The organism is Streptomyces sp. NPDC007164 (assembly GCF_040634135.1).
GTDB lineage: Bacteria > Actinomycetota > Actinomycetes > Streptomycetales > Streptomycetaceae > Streptomyces > Streptomyces sanglieri.
Window position 1 is genome coordinate 60,161 of record NZ_JBEYFB010000034.1, and the last position, 19,859, is coordinate 80,019.

Here is a 19,859-nt window from a genome sequence, read left to right on the forward strand (position 1 = left end):
CGCTTCCACATTCGGGGAGTTGGCGCCTTATGGCCGCGTTCCGGATATCAGGAACGTACGGCCGCATTCGGGCTTCCGGGGGTGAACCGCCCGTTTGCGGGCGGTGGGGAGGCGCATCCGCCCTTCCGGCGCGGGAACGCGAGGGCGGTGGGGAGGCGCATCCGCCCTCCCGGTGCGGGGACGCGCGACCGGGTGTCCGGACGGGTCAGTACGCGCCCTGGGGCGGGTAGCCGTAGCCCGCGACGGGGGCCGCCGGGGCGTGCGCCTCGCGGTCGTAGAACGGGCGGGCGTTGGCCCGCAGCCACATCGCGACCGGGTCGTACTCGTCGGACATCGCGACGGTGGAGACGGGCAGCCCCTCCGGGACGGCGGAGACCGACTGCTGCATCATCGCGCGCGCCGCGTCCACCGAGGGCGGGCTCGTGTCGTAGAGGTCGAGGCCGATGGTGAGGTACGGGACGCCGAGCGCGGGCTGCACCCAGGCGCGGCGCAGCGAGCGGATCGCCGGGGTGTGGTGGGCGTTCTGCGTGAGCAGGGCGTAGAACTGCGGGATCTCGATGCCCGGCTCGGTGAGCCGGAGCGGGCCGGCGGGCATCCGGTCGAGGCCGGTGGCGATCCGGCGCAGATCCAGCCAGGGGATGCCCACTCCGCCGCCCGGGGCGTGCGGGTTGAGCCAGATGCCCCAGCGGTCGGGAAAGAGGGTGCGGGCGATGTCCCGGCCGTCGACCAGCTCATGGGCGCGGTTCCAGCCGCTGGCCGAGAGCTCCTGGGCGGAGGTCACACAGGGGGCGTAGCCGAGGCCGTCGACCTCCATGTTTCCGTACTGGGCGTCGGGCGAGCCCGCCTGGCCCTGCCAGAGGAGCATCCAGATCCGGCCGCCCGCGAGGGCCTGCAGCAGCGCCTCGTACGCGTCGTAGCGCCCGGGCGTCACTTGGCGCAGCATGTGCTCGACCTGCCCGGCCGCCGCGGTGCCTGACGCACTCACCTGGTCCCGCCCCTCTTCGATCCACTGTGTCGGCCCGCCGCCCCGGGCACACGGGTGCGGCATGATGCCGAGGCACCAGCCATGAAACCAGCTTAGACCGACCGGCAATTGGGGGGTGGGAGAAGGAGCGGGGCTGGGTGCGTGCGGCTGCAAGGCGGAGGATTGAGGCAACGCGGAGCGTTGTTGATTGACGACAACGCCGCAGACGCGCGTGCCCAGCCCCGCGACGCCGCCCCCCAATTGCCGGTCGGTCTTATGCGCCGGTCCTGACACCGACTTGACGTCATGGGTCCGAGCGGTGTTCCCGGCCGGTGCCCGGTGGGGGCCCCGCGCCGGGTTCTATATGCCCGCTCGCTGGTAGAACGGCCGGATCCGCTCCCGCATCCAGTCGCCGACCGGGTCCTGTGCCACGTCGAGCAGTACGAGATTGACCGGCCAGGGAACCTCGACCCGGCCCAGAGCGCGGCCGAGGGCGTCCATCGGGGCATTGCGCCCCGCACCGTCCCAGGTGGAGAACTCGACGCCGATGAAGAGGACGGGGTCGCCGCCCTCGATGCTGGCCAGCGCCCGGCGGGCGGAGAGCACCACACCGCTCTCCTCGAACTCACCGGCCGCGGCGGCCAGGAAGTCGACCGGCTCCTCCTTCCAGTCCGGCTCGTACAGCCGGACCCTGCCGCCGCCGGCTGGCCCGTCCAGCGGAGTGCGCCCGGCCCGGCAGAGTTCGGCCACGGCGGGCGGGGGCAGCGGCATCCCGACCGCGCCGCCCGGGTTCACCGCGATGCCGAGCTGCGGCGGCAGCCCCCGGGCGAAGTCGCGGGCGGGCGCGACGGTGAAGGACATATGGGTGCCGACACAGGCGAGGAACTGCTGTTCGGAGCTGAAGACGGGGACGTACGGGGCGCCCTCGATCTCCACCGCCGGCAGATCCAGCGCCCCCGAGTCGGGACCGCCGCCGTTGGGCAGCGGCACCCAGACCTGGCTGCGGCCGAGCACCTCGACGAGCCGTCCGCCCGCCTCCGGGCTGCCCACCGAGGCCATCAGCACTTCTTCGAGCTCATTGGCCGGCCATCCGCCCTGCGGATGGGACTGGACCTGCGCCGGAACGTCCACTGCTTCCCCTTCTCGCCCAAGCCTTCCGGCAGAAGATTAACGCCCGGCCCCGCCACCGACCCGCGGCCCGGTCACCGGCCGCCGGGCGGCCCGTCCGCGAACCCGATCCGGGCGAGCCGCCCCGCCGCCTCCCGGTCCAGCAGCACCGCCGAGCCGCACCCGGGCGGCAGCAGCCCCGTCTCCGTCGCCCGCAGCAGCCTGCCCACCGCCCTGCGGTGCCGGGCGAAGGCGTATCCCGATACGCCGCGTCCGCGCTCGCGCTGGCCCTCCCGCGCGGTCTCGGGCGTGACGTCGAGCAGGACCAGATGCAGCACCCGGCCCCTGCGCCGCGCGTCCCGGGCCAGCCAGCCGCGCACCCAGGACTGCGTCCCGCAGTCGTGGACGACGACGGACTCCCCGGAGCGCAGCACCCGCCACAGCCCCCAGTAGTGGGCGGCGCGGACGAGCGGGCGGTAGAGGGCGTACGGGAATAAGCGGGGCACGGACCGCGCCCAGCGGTCCCGGGTGTCCTGGGAGTCGATGGCGTGCGCCGTCGTCACCGCGCGCCGGATGAGCGTCGACTTGCCGCTGCCGGGCAGCCCGGAGACCACCACCACGTCGCCCGCCGCGAAACGCAGGGCGCGCGGGCTGCGCCCGGCCCGCTCCCGCAGATCCCGCACGACGGGCGCGTGCGGGCCGGACACCTCCCTGGCCGGGGCCCCCGGCTGTGCGGGCATCGCCCCGTGCGCGAACCCCGCGGTCGTCGCGTACCGCTGCAACGTCATCGCCCTCCCCCTGTCGGATCACCCCACGTATGCCCCTGAAGTGTAAAGAAAAGGTAATGCGGCACAACCGTCCGCGCCGGTGATTTCCGGCGGGGGACCGGGGCCCCACTCCGGCCCGATGCGTGCGATGATGGCCCGGCCAACTGCATAAAGGCCGTTCGAATCCGCGCGGGAGAGTTCCGGTCACTGCTGTGCCGGGCGCCGAAGGAGCAAGTTCCTCCCTTGAATCTCTCAGGCCCCGTACCGCGTGGATGAGGCAGATCTGAAAAGCGGGCCGCTTCGCGGCTCCACCCAAGGTGCAAGCCGGACCCCTCCAGGGGATCTCGGCGAACCTCTCAGGTTCCGATGACAGATGGGGAGGGATCGTCCTCGTCGTCATGCCCTGGGAGTCATATCCATGAGCACCGCCCCCCGCCTCACCGCCCTCGATGCCCTGCATCGCTCGCTGGGCGCCACGATGACCGACTTCGCGGGCTGGGACATGCCGCTGCGGTACGCCAGTGAGCGCGACGAGCACAACGCCGTCCGCACCAGGGCCGGCCTCTTCGACCTCTCGCACATGGGCGAGATCACCGTCACCGGCCCCCAGGCCGTCGACCTGCTGAACTTCGCGCTCGTCGGCAACATCGGCACCGTCTCGGTGGGCCGCGCCCGCTACACGATGATCTGCGCCGAGGACGGCGGCATCCTGGACGACCTGATCGTGTACCGGTTGGGGGAGGCGGAGGCCCCCGAGTATCTGGTCGTCGCCAACGCCGGCAACGCCCAGCTGGTCCTCGACTCGATCACGGAGCGCGCCGGGGGCTTCGACGCCGAGGTGCGCGACGACCGCGACGCGTACGCGCTGCTCGCCGTCCAGGGCCCGGAGTCCCCCGCCATCCTGGCCTCGGTCACCGACGCCGACCTGGACGGCCTGAAGTACTACGCCGGTCTGCCGGGCACGGTCGCCGGTGTCCCCGCACTGATCGCCCGTACCGGCTACACCGGCGAGGACGGCTTCGAGCTGTTCGTCGCCCCCGAGCACGCCGAGCAGTTGTGGCGGGCGCTCACCGAGGCCGGTGCCTCGCGTGGCCTGATCCCGTGCGGCCTCTCCTGCCGCGACACGCTGCGTCTGGAGGCGGGCATGCCGCTGTACGGGCACGAGCTGACCACGGAGCTCACCCCCTTCGACGCCGGTCTCGGCCGGGTCGTGAAGTTCGAGAAGGAGGGCGACTTCGTCGGCCGCAAGGCCCTGGAGGCCGCCGCCGAGCGCGCCGAGACCGCCCCGCCGCGCAAGCTGGTCGGCCTGGTCGCCGAGGGCCGCCGGGTGCCGCGCGCCGGCTACCCCGTTGTCGCCGTGGGCGGATCCGGCGTCCAGGTCGTCGGCGAGGTCACCTCCGGCGCCCCGTCCCCGACCCTGGGCAGGCCGATCGCCATGGCGTACGTCGACGCCGCGCACGCCACGCCCGGCGCCGAGGGCGTCGGAGTGGACATCCGGGGCACCCACGAACCGTACGAGGTCGTGGCGCTGCCGTTCTACAAGCGCCAGAAGTGACGTCGGCGCTCCCGAAGAAGTGACGCAGTCGCGTCTCACACCGTAAGACCACCGTTCATCAGCACTCCCCCGCGTACAGGAGAATTCAGGTCATGAGCAACCCCCAGCAGCTGCGTTACAGCAAGGAGCACGAGTGGCTGTCGGCCGTCGAGGACGGTGTGGCCACGATCGGTATCACCGAGCACGCGGCCAACGCGCTCGGCGATGTCGTCTTCGCCCAGCTTCCCGCGGTCGGTGACACGGTGACCGCGGGCGAGACCTGCGGTGAGCTGGAGTCGACCAAGTCGGTGAGCGACCTGTACTCGCCGGTCACCGGTGAGGTCACCGCCGCGAACCAGGACGTCGTGGACGACCCGTCGCTGGTGAACTCCGCGCCCTTCGAAGGCGGCTGGCTGTTCAAGGTACGTGTCGCGGAGGAGCCGAAGGACCTGCTCTCCGCCGACGAGTACACCGAGTTCTCCGGCAACTAAAGACCCCAAGGGACCACCTGATGTCGCTTCTCAACTCCTCCCTCCACGAGCTGGACCCGGACGTCGCCGCCGCTGTCGACGCCGAGCTCCACCGTCAGCAGTCCACCCTCGAAATGATCGCCTCGGAGAACTTCGCTCCGGTCGCGGTCATGGAGGCCCAGGGCTCCGTCCTCACCAACAAGTACGCCGAGGGCTACCCCGGCCGCCGCTACTACGGCGGCTGCGAGCACGTCGACGTGGTCGAGCAGATCGCCATCGACCGCATCAAGGCGCTGTTCGGCGCCGAGGCCGCGAACGTCCAGCCGCACTCCGGTGCGCAGGCCAACGCCGCCGCGATGTTCGCGCTGCTCAAGCCGGGCGACACGATCATGGGCCTGAACCTGGCCCACGGCGGTCACCTGACCCACGGCATGAAGATCAACTTCTCCGGCAAGCTCTACAACGTGGTCCCGTACCACGTCGACGAGACCGGCGTCGTGGACATGGCCGAGGTCGAGCGTCTGGCCAAGGAGTCCAAGCCGAAGCTGATCGTCGCCGGCTGGTCCGCGTACCCCCGTCAGCTGGACTTCGCCGCCTTCCGCCGCATCGCGGACGAGGTCGGCGCGTACCTGATGGTCGACATGGCGCACTTCGCCGGCCTGGTGGCCGCGGGGCTGCACCCCAACCCGGTGCCGCACGCCCACGTCGTCACGACCACCACGCACAAGACCCTCGGCGGTCCGCGCGGTGGCGTCATCCTGTCGACGCAGGAGCTCGCCAAGAAGATCAACTCCGCGGTCTTCCCGGGCCAGCAGGGCGGCCCGCTGGAGCACGTGATCGCGGCCAAGGCGGTCTCGTTCAAGGTCGCGGCGACCGAGGAGTTCAAGGAGCGCCAGCAGCGCACCCTGGATGGCGCCCGCATCCTCGCCGAGCGCCTGGTCCAGCCGGACGTCACCGAGGTCGGTGTCTCCGTGCTGTCCGGCGGTACGGACGTCCACCTGGTCCTCGTCGACCTGCGCAACTCGGAGCTGGACGGCCAGCAGGCCGAGGACCGGCTGCACGAGCTGGGCATCACGGTCAACCGGAACGCCATTCCGAACGACCCGCGGCCGCCGATGGTCACCTCGGGCCTGCGGATCGGTACGCCGGCCCTGGCCACCCGCGGCTTCCGGGACGAGGACTTCACCGAGGTCGCGGAGATCATCGCCGCCGCCCTCAAGCCGTCGTACGACGCGGACGCCCTGAAGGCCCGCGTCGTCGCGCTGGCCGAGAAGTTCCCGCTGTACCCCGGCCTGAAGTAGTCCGGACAAGTTCTGGTAACACGTTGGGGCGGGGCACCGCGCACACTGAACTGTGAGCGCGGTGCCCCGTCCCATGCCCCCGCCCTCCGGGCCGCCGGCCCGTAGCCCGTACCGCACCACCCGGCAGACAACGACGTCTACCAACCCCTTGAGGAGTCACCGTGGCCATCTCGGTCTTCGACCTGTTCTCGATCGGCATCGGCCCGTCCAGCTCCCATACGGTCGGCCCGATGCGCGCCGCCCGGATGTTCGCGCGCCGGCTGAAGAACGAGGGGCTGATCGCCCACACCGTCTCGATACGCGCCGAGCTGTACGGCTCGCTCGGTGCGACCGGCCACGGCCACGGCACCCCGAAGGCCGTCCTGCTCGGCCTGGAGGGCGAGTCGCCGCGCACCGTCGACGTGGAGTCCGCCGACGCCCGGGTGGAGCAGATCCGCTCCACGGGCCGGATCAACCTCCTCGGCATGCACGAGATCGACTTCGACGCCGACGAGCAGCTGATCCTGCACCGCCGCAAGGCCCTGCCGTACCACGCGAACGGCATGACGATCCTCGCCTTCGACCACGAGGGCGGCCTGCTCCTGGAGAAGACGTACTACTCGGTCGGCGGCGGCTTCGTCGTGGACGAGGACGCGGTCGGCGAGGACCGGATCGTGCTCGACGACACCGTCCTCAAGCACCCCTTCCGCACCGGCGACGAACTGCTGCGGCTCGCCCACGACACCGGCCTGTCCATCTCCTCGCTGATGCTGGAGAACGAGAAGGCCTGGCGCACCGAGGACGAGATCCGCTCGGGCCTGCTGGACATCTGGCGCGTCATGCAGGCCTGTGTCTCGCGCGGCATGTCCCGCGAGGGCATCCTGCCCGGCGGCCTCAAGGTCCGCCGCCGCGCCGCGAACACCGCCCGCCAGCTGCGCGCCGAGGGCGACCCCCAGACCCACGCGATGGAGTGGATCACCCTCTACGCGATGGCGGTCAACGAGGAGAACGCGGCGGGCGGCCGGGTCGTCACCGCCCCCACCAACGGCGCCGCGGGCATCATCCCGGCGGTCCTGCACTACTACATGAACTTCGCGGCCGGCGGCGCCACCGAGGCCGAGAAGGAGGACGGCGTGGTCCGCTTCCTCCTCGCGGCCGGGGCCATCGGCATGCTCTTCAAGGAGAACGCCTCCATCTCCGGCGCCGAGGTCGGCTGCCAGGGCGAGGTCGGCTCCGCCTGCTCGATGGCGGCGGGCGCCCTCGCCGAGGTCCTCGGCGGCACCCCCGAGCAGGTCGAGAACGCCGCCGAGATCGGCATGGAACACAACCTGGGCCTCACCTGCGACCCGGTCGGCGGTCTGGTCCAGATCCCGTGCATCGAGCGCAACGGCATGGCCGCGGTCAAGGCCGTCACGGCGGCGAAGATGGCGCTGCGCGGCGACGGCAGCCACAAGGTCTCCCTCGACAAGGTCATCAAGACCATGAAGGAGACCGGTGCGGACATGAGCGTGAAGTACAAGGAGACGGCGCGCGGCGGGCTCGCGGTGAACATCATCGAGTGCTGAGGCCATAGGACCTGACCAGCGCGTTTCCATCATTCAGCGACGTCAGGGCCTTCCCTGCTTGTACGACGGAAAGTCCCCGGAACCTCCCTGGGGCAGACGTGAAAGTCCCTGCAAAGTCCCTGGCGGATCCCCCACTGATGGGCGTGTGACCTGGCAGTTCGCGGCACCCGCGCAGCGATGATGTCCCTCGGGCACAGCGGATCGAACAGTCACCCCATCCAATAACAAGAGTCTTGTTAAACTAGGGCTCATGGCTACCTCCCCGGCGCCCGGCGAAGGACCCGTCCGACCCGTATCGGTCTCGCTCCACGAAGGCACCATCGCTGCCCTCAAAGCACGTACGGGCAAGCGAGGCATGTCCGCCTACGTCGAGTCCCTCGTCCAGCGCCAACTGGAGCGGGACCGACTCCGCGAACTCATCGAGGACGCGGAAACCGACCATGGCCCGGTCGACCAGTCGGCCGTCGATGCCAAACGTGCGATCCTCCGCGGCGAGACGGCCAGCTCGGCGGACGCCGCGTGAGCGGCACGCTCGTCCTGGACTGCGAAGGCCTGTCCAAACTGGTACGACGCACACCTGAGATCACCGAGTGGCTGACGGCAGCCGAAGCCGAAGACATCCGCGTCGTCACCAGCTCCGTCACCCTCGTCGAAGCACGCGACCCCAAGGTCAACCAGGCCCGCTTCGACTATGCCGTCTCCCGAGTGAACATCATCTCGCCCAACGAAGCCATCGCCCGCCATGCGAGCAAGCTCCTGGCCACGGCCGGACTGCACGGCCACAAGTACGCCCTCGACGCCATCGTGGCCGCCACCGCGCTCACCTCGCCTGCCCCAGTGACCCTCCTGACATCGGACCCCGAAGACCTCCTGATGCTCTGCGGCCCCAGCGTGCGCATCATCAAGGTCTGACCGTGAGGCCGCGCCTCGACCCACCCCTGGCGCGGATCAGAGCACTGCGCGGAAGGCCAGTGCGCAGACGGTACGCAGCTCCTCATCACTCCGGCCAACACGACACAGAAGCAGGCCTGTTACCACATCGCCCTGGCCGTGGAGGGCATGAGCGCCATCGAGTACGACCTGCTACGCGAGCGCAGCGGGGACGAACACTTCCAAGACGGCTGTCTCACCACCTTCCAGAAGCATCTGCTACAGCGGTACCAGACCTCCTCCCCCTTCCCTGAGCATGAAACAACACACGGCACATGGGGACCGCTTCCCTGGTGGTCAATCGCCCTTCACGACGAACACGAACGGCGGGCAGCGGAGGCGATCCTCGCGCGCGGCGGCATGCAGATGAGCATCACCGCCAAGAATCACGACGCTGACGAGCTCTTCATCACCTGCTGGGAACCGGGGCCTGGACCGTCGGAGCTCACAGCCTGCCTCCGCTTCGACTTCCACAACGCCGTGCACGCATGCGAGCTGCTACTTCTTGCCCGTCGACAGTCGGACTTCCTCACGGAGCACATCGACAAGTGGGACGATCGCGATATTCATCTCATCGGCACGATGAATATCGCGATAGACGGCGATGTCGGCGCAACCCTCGCCGACATCGCAACGCGTGCGCTGCGCCGGCTCATGCCCGGCGCATCAGGCCCAGCCATCTACCACGACGGGGTCCCGTCGCTTGAGCGACTGCTGAAGTCGTCACGACTCCCGCCGATCTACCGCCACCCCAGGTAGCAACCAAGCCTGGTACCACCACCACATGCAGCCAACATACGCGTGAAAGTACAAGGAGACGGCGCGCGGCGGGCTCGCGGTGAACATCATCGAGTGCTGAGGGAGCGGGCCCGCCCCGGCCGACAGGCTCTCAGGGCAGCTGCCGGCCCCGCAGGGTCACCCCGTACATCGTGCGCAGGCGGTCGATCTCCCACCAGGCCACGGCCGAGACGGAGGCCGGCCCTCCGATCACGGCACAGAGCTGGATGAGCGGCGGGCCCGGTGGCATTCCGCTCATGGCCAGGTTGACGACCGCCAGTTCCCACACCAGCACCCCGGTCAGCAGGGCCGGAAGCGCGGCATGCACCTCGGAGGTCCCGAACACGGTGCGGATCAGCGTCCTGGAGGCGAACAGCACGAAGAACAGCATCCACAGCACCGGGACGGTCAGGGCGAGCGTGATGAACGGGGTGAACCAGTAGGACTCCAGGCTCTGCCCGATGACGACCATGACCATGGCCAGCAGCGGCACCGACGTGAGCGCGCCGAAGTACATCAGGGCCGAGCGCAGCGCCGGGCGCAGACGCGCGCGCATGCCCGGTCGCGCGGCCTCGGGTGTGATCCGGAACAGGACCAGGATGACCAGGGGCGCGGTGAGCAGCAGCAGCCACGGGGTGAAGGCGAGCCGGAGCGCGTACTGCTCCTGGACCTCCGCGAAGTCCGACGCGGTGCCGTAGATGAGGAGGATCAGGAACGACGTGACCAGCGCGGCCCAGGCCCTGACCTGCTGTACGCGCATCACCTGCGGGTCCACGATGCGGCGGTGGGCGTGCGGGGGGAACCTCAGGTGCGCCTGCCGACGGGCCGTGCGGGCCAGTGGATAGGCCAGGCCGAGCATGAGCACGGGCCAGAAGCAGCACACCAGCAGGGCCCACACGCACCCGTGGATGGGCAGCGCCCGCAGCACCTCCATCAGCGGGGGCCAGTCGCCGTCGCGGAACTGCTGCCACAGCGAGCGGTGCGGGACGTACGGGCGGTAGGGCGGCGGGCCCTGGGGCGGATACGGGCCGGGGTAGGGATACGGCCCTGGCTGCGGGGGCACGCCCGGTGGTGGCGGTGGCTGCCCGTTCGGCCGCCACGACGGGTCGTACGGATTGTGTCCCCCGAAAGTCACGCCGTTCTTCCTTCCTGAGATGTGCGGCGGGTGTGCCGCGGGACCGATCTTGGTGGATCTCCGTCAGCAGTCAACCTGCCGTTCGACGGCCGCGCACCGAATGGTGCGCGTCTGCCCGGCAATCGCCCCGGAATCGCCCTGTCCGCGGCCCGGCCGGGCTGGCAGGATCACCGCATGCGAACCGTGTACGCGCTCCTGGTGGGCATCGACGACTATCCGGACAAGCCGTTGGGCGGTTGTGTCAACGACGTGGCGGAGGCGGAGAGTTGGCTCCGGCAGCACGGCGGTCGCGATGCCCGGATCCTTCCACTGCGCGACAGGGCGGCGACCAGGGCGGCGGTCGTCGACGGCATCAGGAGGCATCTGGGGCGCAGCGGTCCGGGCGACACGGCGCTGTTGTGGTTCAGCGGGCACGGCACCGAGCACGCGAGCGAGGATCCCCGTACGGCGACCGGGCACAGTCAGGCGCTCGTGTGCGCCGACAGCCTGGACGAGGGCGGTCAGCCGCTCCAGGACACCGAACTCGGGGCGCTGCTGGACGAGATCGCGGCGCGCGGCGCGCATGTGGTCGCCGTGCTCGACTGCTGCCACTCCGGCGGTGCCACCCGCAAGCCGCCGCCCGGTGCGCGCTCTCGCCAGGTGGCCTGGCAGCCGTGGTGGCGTACCGACGGCACCAGGGCTCCGCGCGGTGCGGGTGCGCAGGACGCCGAGCCGCGTCGGCATGTGCTGCTCGCCGCGTGCCGGGAGCAGGAGGTCGCGTACGAGGCGCTGGTCGACGGCGAGCAGCGCGGGTACTTCAGCCATTCACTGCTGCACGCGCTGCGGCAGCTCGGCCCGGCGGCCACGTACGGGAAGGCGCACGCGCTCACCGAGGAGCGGGTGCGCAGCCGGCATCACGCGCAGCACCCCGAACTGCGCGCGCCGGAGCATCTGCGCTTCCTGCACGGCGACGCGCTGCCCGTCCCCCCGTTCCTGCTCCGGCACACGGTCTCGGGGTGGGAGATCAACTGCGGCCAGGTGCACGGACTGCGGTCCGTGGGAGCGGAGTTCACCCTGGGCGAGGAGATGGACGACGGGCGGTCCGGCGGGCCGCGGGTGGTGGTCGTGCGGGAGGTGCGCCCCGAGTCGGCGCTGGTGGAGCCGGCCGGCTGGGCGCCGGGGCGGGACGATCTCACCACGGTGCACGGGGTGACACCGTCGGCACTGGCGTTCCCGCCGGCCGCGGTGACGGTCGTCGGCGACCCGGCGGCCGTCGGGATGGTGACGGCGGCCGTCGCCCGTGCGCCGATGCTGTCCTCCGGCGGGCCGGGACTGCCGCTGCGGGTGGAGGCCGGTGGCGGCGTGGCCCGGGTGACCGGGGGCGACGGGCATCCGGTCGGCCCGCTGCCGCTCCGGTCGTCCGCCGATGCCGCCCGGGTGGCCGACTGCCTTTCCCACATCGCCCGTTGGCACCGGCTGAAGGACCTCGCCAACCCCGACCCGTGGCTGTCGTCGCTGGTGCGGGTGACGGTCGAACCACTGGTCGGTGACCTGTGGTACACGGCTACGGGCGAGGTGGTCTGCGCATACACGCGGAACGGGGAGCAGCCGCAGGTGCGGGTGCGGGTCCACAACGACTCCCCGCGCACGCTGTGGTGCGTACTGCTGGATCTGGCGGACGACTACGAGTCCTCGCCCAACCTGTTCGAGGGCGACTTCGTGGCGTCCGGGCGCGCGGGGACGGCACGGCACGGCGAGCCCGTGTGGCTGCGGCTGCCGCCCGGCCGTTCCCTGTGCCGGGGTTCGTTCGCCCTGGACTGGCTGAGGCTGATCGTCGCGGAGAACGAACTGAACGTGGCCCCGTTCCGGCTGCCGGCCTGGTCTCCGGACGCTCCGGGCACGGGGCGCGGCGACATGGCCGCGCAGGACGGGGACGTGGGCGGTCTGCTGCGGATCGCTCCGCCGCCGCGTGACCGGACCGCGGGCGGTCCGGACCGGGACGTGGGCCGGTGGGGCACCGTCGCGGTGCCGGTGCGCACCGTACTGCCCTGACCTCACCAGCCGAGGTGGGTGAAGCCTGCCCAGCCGGTCGGATCGGTGGCGTCGATCAGCGGCACGCGGGCCACCATGTCCGCGGGCATTCCGGCCGGCGCCCCGCGCCCCTTGTCGAGCACCCACAACTGGACGTCGCGCAGGGCCTGTCCGGGTGTCCGGCCCGCCCGGCACATGAAGTGGTGGGTCATGTACATCAGTACGGACGTGTCCTCGTCCGGCACCGGCCACAGGGAACCGAGCACCGAGCGTGCGCCCGCGACGAGGAACGCGGTGGACAGGCTGTACGCCTCGTCGTAGCCGTGCCCGGACACGTTGGTGCTGCAGGCCGCCAGGACGACGAGTTCCAGGTGGGTGTAGCGGGCGGTGCCCTCGGTCAGTTCCTCGGCGTTCAGGTTTCCGCCGGACAGCTTGAGGTACGCGCTGTGCCGCCGTCCCTGGCGCACCTCGCCGTGGCAGGCCAGGTGCAGCATTCCGCCGCGCTGCCGGCCCAGCCAGCCGGTCACCGCGGCGGGCGTGGCGGTGCCGGGGCCGAGGAGTTCGCCGTCCGGGTAGAAGGTGCGGAAGATGGCCTCGGCCTCCTTGCCCGCGTGGAAGAGGTCACGGGTCGGGTCGCCGACGACGAGCGCCTGCCGGGTGTCCGCGGCGGGCCGGGTGGCCACCTCGCACAACAGGCGGGCGGAGGGCGCGTACGAGATCTCCGCCGCGTGGCATGCGTACTGCCGGGTGCCACGGCGGTCGGGCAGGCGTGCGGCGTGCCAGGGCACGACGCCCAGTTCGGCCATTGGCACCAGCACCATGGCCGGGACCCCGCCCGGAGTCCGGCCTGGGGAGACTTCCTTGAGCAGCGGCCCCATCACCGCCCTGCCCGCCCAGTCGCACAGCCGCTCCAGGGCGGCACGGCCCTCGGCCGGGGTGGGCGGCTGCGGCCGGGGCGGGGTCTCGGGGGGTCCGCCGGCGGTACGGCCCGGGGCTCCGGCGGCCCGGTAGCCCGTCAGTTCGTCGGCGGTGACGGTGAGCCGGGGCAGTTCGAGTGCCTTGGCGGTGCCGTCGGCGGAGACGATCAGCGCCGTGCCGGGCACGCCGTCGCCGCCGGGCACCAGATAGACCAGTGCGGTGCGGCCCATGGCATTCAGCGCCCCGCCGATGTCCGCGAGGGTGGGGACGTCCAGCAGCCGCCGCCGGTGCGGGGACGCGGCGAGTGCCTGGAGGACACGGCGCCGGAGCCGGCTGGAGGGGCCCGAGGCCGGGGGCGCGGCGGTGGGGGCGGTCCCGGGGGCCGGTTCGGGTGCCATGCCGCCGGCCGCCCGCCACTCGTCGGCCGGGCCGGACTGCCCGAGGGCGTCCAGCATGTCGGGCACGGTGGCGGCGACGGTCGCCGCGTGCAGGACGAGGCCGCGTCCGGCGTCCAGGGCTCGTACGGCGTCGTCGTGGGCGCCGTCGGTCAGGCACCAGCGGGCCACGCCGAGCGCCTGCTCGCCGGCCCGGCGGCCGGTCTCGGCGGCGTGCACCGTACCGGTCTGGAGCAGGACGCTCCAGGTGGCGGCGCGCATGGCGCCGAGGCCGATGCGGCGGGACTCGGCATGGTTGAGGCGGGTGGCGCGGGTGTTGAACAGCTGGTTGTCGCCGCGGAACCGGTAGCCCGAGGCCAGCGCCATCCCGATGGTGTTCCACAGCGGGTGCGCCGGGCCGTCGGCCAGGCGCAGGGTGTGCTTCAGCCAGGAGATGCCCTGGTCGAGGTGGCCGGGGCGCTCGGTGCGCGGGACCGATGCCATTCCGCCCAGCGCGCAGTGGGCGGAGCCCAGCGCGAGGGCGTTGCGAATCCAGCGGTCGTCGTCGGGTTCGAGGAGGTCCAGGGCGTCCCGGAGCAGTTGGGTCGCCTCGACGACTCCTCGGGCGTTGCCGGCGAACATGGCCCGGCTGACGCTGCTGATGCCCGCCTCGCCGAGCCGGTCGATCTGTCCCTCGCGCGGCAGCAGGGCGATCTGCCGCCGTACTTCGCCGATGTCGGGGGTGGCCACCATCGCGGAGTGGTCCGGGAAGGTGCCTCCGGTGTTCCGGCCGCGCAGGATCTCCAGGTTGGCCCGGGCGATGTCGAGGTTGGCCTCCAGCCCGACCCGGTCCATGTGGTCGGGGGACAGCTGGGCGACGACGGCCTCCAGCTCGCCGACGTGCTGGGCGAGCGCGCCCGCGTCCTCGCTCCGGACCGCCTGGTGCCCGCGGAACACGGCGAGCTGCCCGTCGAAGGCCAGGCGCGTTCCGGCGTCGAAGGCCGGCGAGCTCCGCAGCCGCGCCAGGTCCTCCACGGCCGAGTCGAAATCGTCCTCGCCGCCTCCGACCTGGGCGAGGTGGGCCCGGAGTCCGGCGTGGGTCGCGTCGAGCGCGTCCCGTTCCCGGCTGCCGACCGGGAAGGCGTCGCGGTTCTGTTCGATCTGGGCGATCGCCGCCTCCATCTCGGCGGGGGTCTCGATCCGTTGCAGTCCGGACATGCTGTTCGTGGCGACGACCGTCGCCTTCCAGCGGCCCTCCGGCCCGTGTGCCTCGGCCTCCTTCAGGAGTTCGTCCACCTCGTCCGGGCTTCCGACCGACCGGTGCCAGCGCAGCGTCGGAAGGACGACGAGGATCTGCCCGGCGCGCATGCCGGACAGTAAGGTCCCGCGTTCCAGAGCCTGCCAGTCGGTGTACAGCCGCGCCCACGCCTCGTCGGCCGTGTCGCAGCCGAGCCGGTCGAGTACGAGATCGGCGGCGCGGGTGAGGTCCTGGGCGTCGGTCCTGGCGTCGAGGAGCGACTGCTGGATCTCGTAGGTGAGGGCCTGGAGGTCGTACGGCTTCCCCGGCATGTCTAGGGCATCCATTCCTGCTGTCGTGGCGCGGCCTGCGTGCGGTACGGGGCGAGGACGGCGTTCAGCCATCGTTCGCCCTCATCGGTCCCGAAGTCGATCCGGGGGGCTCCGGTGGGTTCGAGCGGTGGTGTCCCGCACCGGTCCTCGAACAGGACGGCCACCCGGTCGGCGGGTTCTCGTTTGGAGGGCCAGACGAAGCCCTGTGCCCAGGGCGTGGTCCGGCGGCGGATCCAGTGGCCCCAGTCGCGGGTCTGCGGGTAGTCGGCCCCCTCGGCGTGCACGAGCCACGAGTCCTGGGCGACCGCCGCCAGGTCCCTGCCGGACATCAGCGGCACCACGTCCACATCGGTGGCCAGGCGCAGGAAGGACAGGCTGCGGCGCTCGAAGGCGGCTCGCGGGAGCAGGCGCGTACCTCCGTCGCCGCCGCCGTCGAAGGGGAGCGAACGCAGCAGCACCTCGCACACGGCGGCGCCGACGCCGAACCCGACGTACAGGTAGCCGTACTTCTCGTACGGGGTGCTGTCGAAGCGTCCGCCGTAGTAGAAGGCGTGCGCGGGCTCGGGGTTGAAGGCGACCGGGTCGCGGTGGCTGCTGTGGACGCGGTGGACGGGGGTGCCGGCGGGCAGGGTGACGCGGCCGGGCTCGCCGGGCAGTTCGTCGGGGGGCGGGTACTTGGGCACGGTCTACCACTCCCCGCCCGCGACGGTCAGCGCGCGGGCGGCGCCCAGGAGTTCGGGGTCGCGCCCCTGCCCGAGAAGGCTGCTCGGCGGGGCGCCGGTCCACGCGTTCGCGGAGAGCCACCAGTCGGCGGCGCCCCAGGGGTCCCGGTCGGCGCGCAGCACGTCGGCCACCTCCAGGACGACCTCCCACGGCATGTCCCCGGCCTCGAACTGGAAGGCGGGCAGCTGCCGTTCCCCGTACTCACGGGTCAGGACGATCAGCCGGGGGTCGACGGGTCCCGTCCCGCGCGGGCTCGACGCCGGGGCCCTCAGCAGGCGTTCGCGCACCGGGCCGAGGAGCGGGCCGACCATCGGGTTGCCGTCGATCACGAGCATGCAGAGGTCCATGACGCCGTAGCCCTCGTGGACGGCGGACGGGGAGGTGCCCGCGAACCGTGCCGTGGAGCCGTCGCCGCGCAGCCGGTCCGCCTCCTGTTCCGGGAGGGCGTCGAGCACGGTGCGCACCGCGCGGTCCGCCGCGCTCCGGTCGGCCCCGCGGTCGTCGGACCGGAGGCCGGCGCGCATCTCGGCCAGCGGCGCGCGCAGCGCCCGGTGTGCGCCGGGACCGAGCAGCGGCCCGAGCCGGGGCCAGTCGGCGGCGACGGCGGCGAGCATCATGAAGGGATTCACCCGCACTCATGTCCTTTCCGTTCACGGGATCCGGTCCGTTCACGAGGTGCCGCCCCTTGTCGGGGTCCGGTCCGTTCACGAGGCGCCGCCCCTTGTCGGGATCCGGTCCGGTCGGGACGGCCACCGGTGAGTACGTCCGTCAGCTGGTCCGCCACCAGTGGTCTGCGGAGGTTCGGATGCGGCTCGCGGCCCGGACCGGGGTCCCCGGCCCGGGGCCGGCGCAGGAGCGGCGGGCCGAGTCCGCGGAGCCGCGCCAAGCCCTCCGAGCGGACCATCCTCACCTCCCGCAGCACCGAAGCAACGTCGAACTGTCCGGCGCGAGTTGGCATGGGCCCATGATCGTGCGCCGGTCACGGCATCACAAGGTGCGCCCGGCCGTCCGTCCACGCTAGCCGCCGGCGGGAGGCCCGTCGGGTCGGCGGTGGGGCGTCACCGGGTCGTCATCGGGTCGGCGCGACGGGTGCGAGCGCCCTTCCGGTGGGCGGCGCGCCCCGTGCGCGGCGCATCCGCCGGACGGGCGCCGGTCCCGTTCAGCTCAGGTGTACCGGCAGCGATTCGATGCCGTAGACGATGGACAGCTTGCGAAAGGCCAGGTCCTGGGGCGGGACCGCGAGCCGCATCCCGGGGAACCGCCTGGCCAGGGCCGGGTAGGCGGTCCGCAGTTCCATCCGGGCCAGTTCGGCGCCGATGCAGCGGTGGATGCCGTGGCCGAAGGCGAGATGGCTGCCCGCGGGGGTGCGGTGCGGGTCGAAGCGCCCGTCGTCGCCCATGTACCCGGCGTCGCGGTTGGCGGCGCTCAGCGAGCAGAGCACCATGTCGCCCTCCGGAATGACCACTCCGCCGATCTCTATGTCCCGGCGGGCGAACCGGGGGAAGGCGATCTGCACCGCCGAGAGGTAGCGCAGCACCTCCTCGACGAAGGGTGCGGTCATGGCGTCGTCATGCCGTATTCGGCCGAGCACGTCCGCGTTCTGGAGCAGCACCAGGGAGCCCAGGGCGATGGTGCTGGCGGTCGTCTCGAACCCGCCGGTGAGCACACCGTCGGCGAGGCCGGCGAGTTCCTCGTCGTCGACGTTGTCGCCGTGCTCCCGCACGATCATGCCGAGCAGGCCGTCGCCCGGCTTCTCGCGCTGCGCCTTGACGACTTCCCTGAAGTACGTCAGCGACTCCGACATCGCGCCGAAGGGCGCGGTCGTTCCGGCGAAGAGGTCGAAGCGGTCCATGGCGAGCTGCTGGAAGTCGTCCCGGTCCTCGTACGGCACGCCGAGCAGTTCGCAGATGGTGAGGGAGGGGATCGGCAGCGCGAACTCCTGCACCAGGTCGACCGGGCCCCGGGCGGCCGCCATCGCGTCGAGCCGTTCCTCCACGATGGCGTCGATCCTGGGGCCCAGCCGCCGCAGCCGGCGCATGGTGAACTCCGGGGTCAGGATGCGGCGCAGCCGGGTGTGGACCGGCGGATCGTTGAAGCCGAGCCCGCCGGGACTCTGCTCGGCGGCCACTCCGGCGTTCGTCGCGAGGTGGGCGAAGTCGGTACTGAACCCGTCGGCCGAGCCGAGGACGGCCTTCGACTCCTCGTAGCCGCTGACCACCCAGGCGTCCATGCCGAACGGCAACGAGACCTTGTGCACCGGCCGCTTCGCCCGGGTCCTGGCCAGTTTGTCCACCGGGTCGAGGCCGTCTCTGCGCAGCATCATCAGCAGGTCGTCGGGGAGCAGCCTGACCGTGGAGGAGCCGATCCCGTACTTCTGGATCCTGGACAGGTAGCTGCGCCCGATCCGGGCGGTGATACGAGAGCGGAACGTCGTAGTCAATCTGCACTCCAGGAGTCGTCGCGCGGTCCGCACACGGGGTACGGACGTGAAACAGCTGTGCAGCAGGCGCGGAAGTGGATAGTGGCCGGCGGCGACACGGCTTGTGCCAAACGGCATTCTGTCTCAGAGCGTGAGGAAGCGGCGCCCCGGCGGCGTCGGAGCCGGCCCGTGACGCCCGGTCGGCGGGTGACGGCCTCCCCCCGGCGCCCTGCGGTCCTCCGCGCGAACCGCAACTTTATGCTGAAGGGCATGGACGGCCTGCACGGCGGGTTCACCGGCAGCGCTCCGACCGATGATTTCCTCAGGGAGCCGTAAGCGAAGGGGGCTGGACCCGAAGTGGCAGTTGGCCTTCCGCTCCCCGTGCTCGAACGGCTGCGGGCCGTCGACTGGGGCGACGACGCCACGGCGTACGAGCACGCGAATTCGCGTGCTCTGCTGATGCGTGAATATCTGCGCCGTGCGGCCGGCTGGGCCCGGGCGTACCGCGCCGAGGAGTCGTGGCCGTTCTTCGACATCGCGGAGCATGTCGCCCCCGAGGTCCGGATGCCGTCCGAGGTCGCCGCCGAACTGGAAGCGGTCCTCACCGGCCTGGCTCCGTCCTCGCTCAGGAAGACGTGCCGGGGTGCCGTCCGGTGGGCCGTGCTGCGAGGTGCCGGAGGCGAGTTGCCCCGAGATCTTCCGGATGACCCCTATGAGCCGCTCCTGCTGATGTACGAGCGCGGTGGTGGTTACTTCGTCGAGGAGTTCATCGACCTCAACGGCGCGATGCTGCGGCTCGGGACGGTGGAGAGCAACCTCTCGGCCCGCCCGTTCCCGACACTTGCCCCCGCGACCCTCGACGCCCTGGACGCCGAGGGCGAGATCACATACTTCGCGAAGATCGGCGAAGGCGATCCGCGAGCGGGGCGCCCGCGCGGCATCGTCCGGCGCCGGGTCGACGACGGCCGGACGTATGACGAGGCATTCACACCCAACCTCCGCTGGGAGCCGACCGATTGCCTGCGGCTGAACGAACTCGGCCACAACGAGGCCGACCATGTCGGAATCACCGAGATCGAAGCCGCCGCATCCATCGAACTCGCGGTCGTGCGCACGGCATGAAGGCCGGCCGAAGATCTTCGGGGTCCCATCGCGCCGGAGGGCTTCCGTCTCCGCGATCCGGCCGAGCGCTCCGTTCCCGCACCTCATCGCCTGTACGGTGATTCGGTGACCATGTCACAGCCTGTCCACAGCCCGGTGGTCTTCGATTGCTTCGGCATCCGGGAGTTGATAGGCATGATCCGTGCATTTGTTCGT

At 71.5% G+C, this 19,859-nt stretch carries 17 protein-coding genes and 1 riboswitch; of the genes, 9 read left to right on the top strand and 8 right to left on the bottom strand.

Annotated features, from left to right (window positions below; genetic code table 11):
• Positions 1-205 precede the first annotated feature (205 nt).
• The 3 genes from ABZ622_RS31115 to ABZ622_RS31125 form a co-directional block, all read right to left on the bottom strand.
• Complete coding sequence (locus ABZ622_RS31115) at positions 206-985, bottom strand: enhanced serine sensitivity protein SseB C-terminal domain-containing protein (RefSeq protein ID WP_360548853.1); 780 nt, start codon at positions 983-985, stop codon at positions 206-208.
• A gap of 339 nt (positions 986-1,324) precedes the next feature.
• Positions 1,325-2,095, bottom strand: coding sequence for an enhanced serine sensitivity protein SseB (locus ABZ622_RS31120; protein ID WP_360548855.1), 771 nt, complete (start codon positions 2,093-2,095; stop codon positions 1,325-1,327).
• A 71-nt stretch (positions 2,096-2,166) separates the two neighbouring features.
• Positions 2,167-2,859 (bottom strand): AAA family ATPase, encoded by a 693-nt coding sequence (locus ABZ622_RS31125; RefSeq protein WP_360548857.1) that lies wholly within the window; start codon positions 2,857-2,859, stop codon positions 2,167-2,169.
• Between the two features lie 159 nt (positions 2,860-3,018).
• Positions 3,019-3,115, top strand: a riboswitch (glycine riboswitch).
• 141 nt (positions 3,116-3,256) lie between these two features.
• On the opposite strand from ABZ622_RS31125, the gene gcvT reads away from it, so the two are divergent.
• The 7 genes from gcvT (at position 3,257) to ABZ622_RS31160 (ending at position 9,376) form a co-directional block, all read left to right on the top strand.
• Positions 3,257-4,393: a glycine cleavage system aminomethyltransferase GcvT gene (gene gcvT, locus ABZ622_RS31130; RefSeq protein WP_360548859.1), complete on the top strand. Its 1,137-nt coding sequence runs from the start codon at positions 3,257-3,259 to the stop codon at positions 4,391-4,393.
• A 92-nt stretch (positions 4,394-4,485) separates the two neighbouring features.
• Entirely contained in the window at positions 4,486-4,863 is a 378-nt protein-coding gene (gcvH, locus tag ABZ622_RS31135; protein WP_360548861.1) for a glycine cleavage system protein GcvH, read from the top strand.
• Between the two features lie 20 nt (positions 4,864-4,883).
• The gene (gene glyA, locus ABZ622_RS31140) at positions 4,884-6,143 is read left to right on the top strand and encodes a serine hydroxymethyltransferase (RefSeq protein WP_360548863.1); all 1,260 of its coding nucleotides are present in this window, start codon (positions 4,884-4,886) and stop codon (positions 6,141-6,143) included.
• 161 nt (positions 6,144-6,304) lie between these two features.
• Positions 6,305-7,687 (top strand): L-serine ammonia-lyase, encoded by a 1,383-nt coding sequence (locus ABZ622_RS31145; protein WP_360548865.1) that lies wholly within the window; start codon positions 6,305-6,307, stop codon positions 7,685-7,687.
• A gap of 250 nt (positions 7,688-7,937) precedes the next feature.
• On the top strand, positions 7,938-8,210 hold the full coding sequence (locus tag ABZ622_RS31150; RefSeq protein ID WP_360548867.1) for a hypothetical protein: 273 nt from the start codon (positions 7,938-7,940) through the stop codon (positions 8,208-8,210).
• Positions 8,207-8,599 (top strand): PIN domain-containing protein, encoded by a 393-nt coding sequence (locus ABZ622_RS31155; protein WP_360548869.1) that lies wholly within the window; start codon positions 8,207-8,209, stop codon positions 8,597-8,599. Before ABZ622_RS31150 ends, ABZ622_RS31155 begins: the two co-directional genes overlap by 4 nt.
• Positions 8,600-8,746: 147 nt before the next feature.
• Positions 8,747-9,376: a hypothetical protein gene (locus ABZ622_RS31160; RefSeq protein WP_360548871.1), complete on the top strand. Its 630-nt coding sequence runs from the start codon at positions 8,747-8,749 to the stop codon at positions 9,374-9,376.
• Between the two features lie 130 nt (positions 9,377-9,506).
• Here the strand turns inward: ABZ622_RS31160 and ABZ622_RS31165 are convergent, their stop codons facing one another.
• Positions 9,507-10,529 (bottom strand): hypothetical protein, encoded by a 1,023-nt coding sequence (locus ABZ622_RS31165; RefSeq protein ID WP_360548873.1) that lies wholly within the window; start codon positions 10,527-10,529, stop codon positions 9,507-9,509.
• A 174-nt stretch (positions 10,530-10,703) separates the two neighbouring features.
• Here ABZ622_RS31165 and ABZ622_RS31170 point away from each other — a divergent pair, with 174 nt between their 5' ends.
• Positions 10,704-12,560, top strand: coding sequence for a caspase family protein (locus tag ABZ622_RS31170; protein ID WP_360548875.1), 1,857 nt, complete (start codon positions 10,704-10,706; stop codon positions 12,558-12,560).
• A 2-nt stretch (positions 12,561-12,562) separates the two neighbouring features.
• Here the strand turns inward: ABZ622_RS31170 and ABZ622_RS31175 are convergent, their stop codons facing one another.
• The 4 genes from ABZ622_RS31175 to ABZ622_RS31190 form a co-directional block, all read right to left on the bottom strand.
• Entirely contained in the window at positions 12,563-15,400 is a 2,838-nt protein-coding gene (locus ABZ622_RS31175) for a CHAT domain-containing protein (RefSeq protein ID WP_360548877.1), read from the bottom strand.
• A 2-nt stretch (positions 15,401-15,402) separates the two neighbouring features.
• Entirely contained in the window at positions 15,403-16,083 is a 681-nt protein-coding gene (locus tag ABZ622_RS31180; protein WP_360548879.1) for an RES family NAD+ phosphorylase, read from the bottom strand.
• Between the two features lie 3 nt (positions 16,084-16,086).
• Complete coding sequence (locus ABZ622_RS31185; RefSeq protein ID WP_360548881.1) at positions 16,087-16,752, bottom strand: hypothetical protein; 666 nt, start codon at positions 16,750-16,752, stop codon at positions 16,087-16,089.
• Between the two features lie 530 nt (positions 16,753-17,282).
• Entirely contained in the window at positions 17,283-18,563 is a 1,281-nt protein-coding gene (locus ABZ622_RS31190; RefSeq protein ID WP_360548883.1) for a cytochrome P450, read from the bottom strand.
• 336 nt (positions 18,564-18,899) lie between these two features.
• On the opposite strand from ABZ622_RS31190, the gene ABZ622_RS31195 reads away from it, so the two are divergent.
• Positions 18,900-19,664, top strand: coding sequence for a hypothetical protein (locus ABZ622_RS31195; protein WP_360548885.1), 765 nt, complete (start codon positions 18,900-18,902; stop codon positions 19,662-19,664).
• The last annotated feature ends 195 nt before the right edge of the window (positions 19,665-19,859 follow it).

Bases quoted from the DNA above. Each gene is read 5' to 3' on its own strand.
- ABZ622_RS31125 (WP_360548857.1), bottom strand. From the start codon at position 2,859: ATGACGTTGCAGCGGTACGCGACGACCGCGGGGTTCGCGCACGGGGCG.
- gcvT (WP_360548859.1), top strand. From the start codon at position 3,257: ATGAGCACCGCCCCCCGCCTCACCGCCCTCGATGCCCTGCATCGCTCG.
- gcvH (WP_360548861.1), top strand. From the start codon at position 4,486: ATGAGCAACCCCCAGCAGCTGCGTTACAGCAAGGAGCACGAGTGGCTG.
- glyA (WP_360548863.1), top strand. From the start codon at position 4,884: ATGTCGCTTCTCAACTCCTCCCTCCACGAGCTGGACCCGGACGTCGCC.
- ABZ622_RS31150 (WP_360548867.1), top strand. From the start codon at position 7,938: ATGGCTACCTCCCCGGCGCCCGGCGAAGGACCCGTCCGACCCGTATCG.
- ABZ622_RS31160 (WP_360548871.1), top strand. From the start codon at position 8,747: ATGAGCGCCATCGAGTACGACCTGCTACGCGAGCGCAGCGGGGACGAA.
- ABZ622_RS31170 (WP_360548875.1), top strand. From the start codon at position 10,704: ATGCGAACCGTGTACGCGCTCCTGGTGGGCATCGACGACTATCCGGAC.
- ABZ622_RS31175 (WP_360548877.1), bottom strand. From the start codon at position 15,400: ATGCCGGGGAAGCCGTACGACCTCCAGGCCCTCACCTACGAGATCCAG.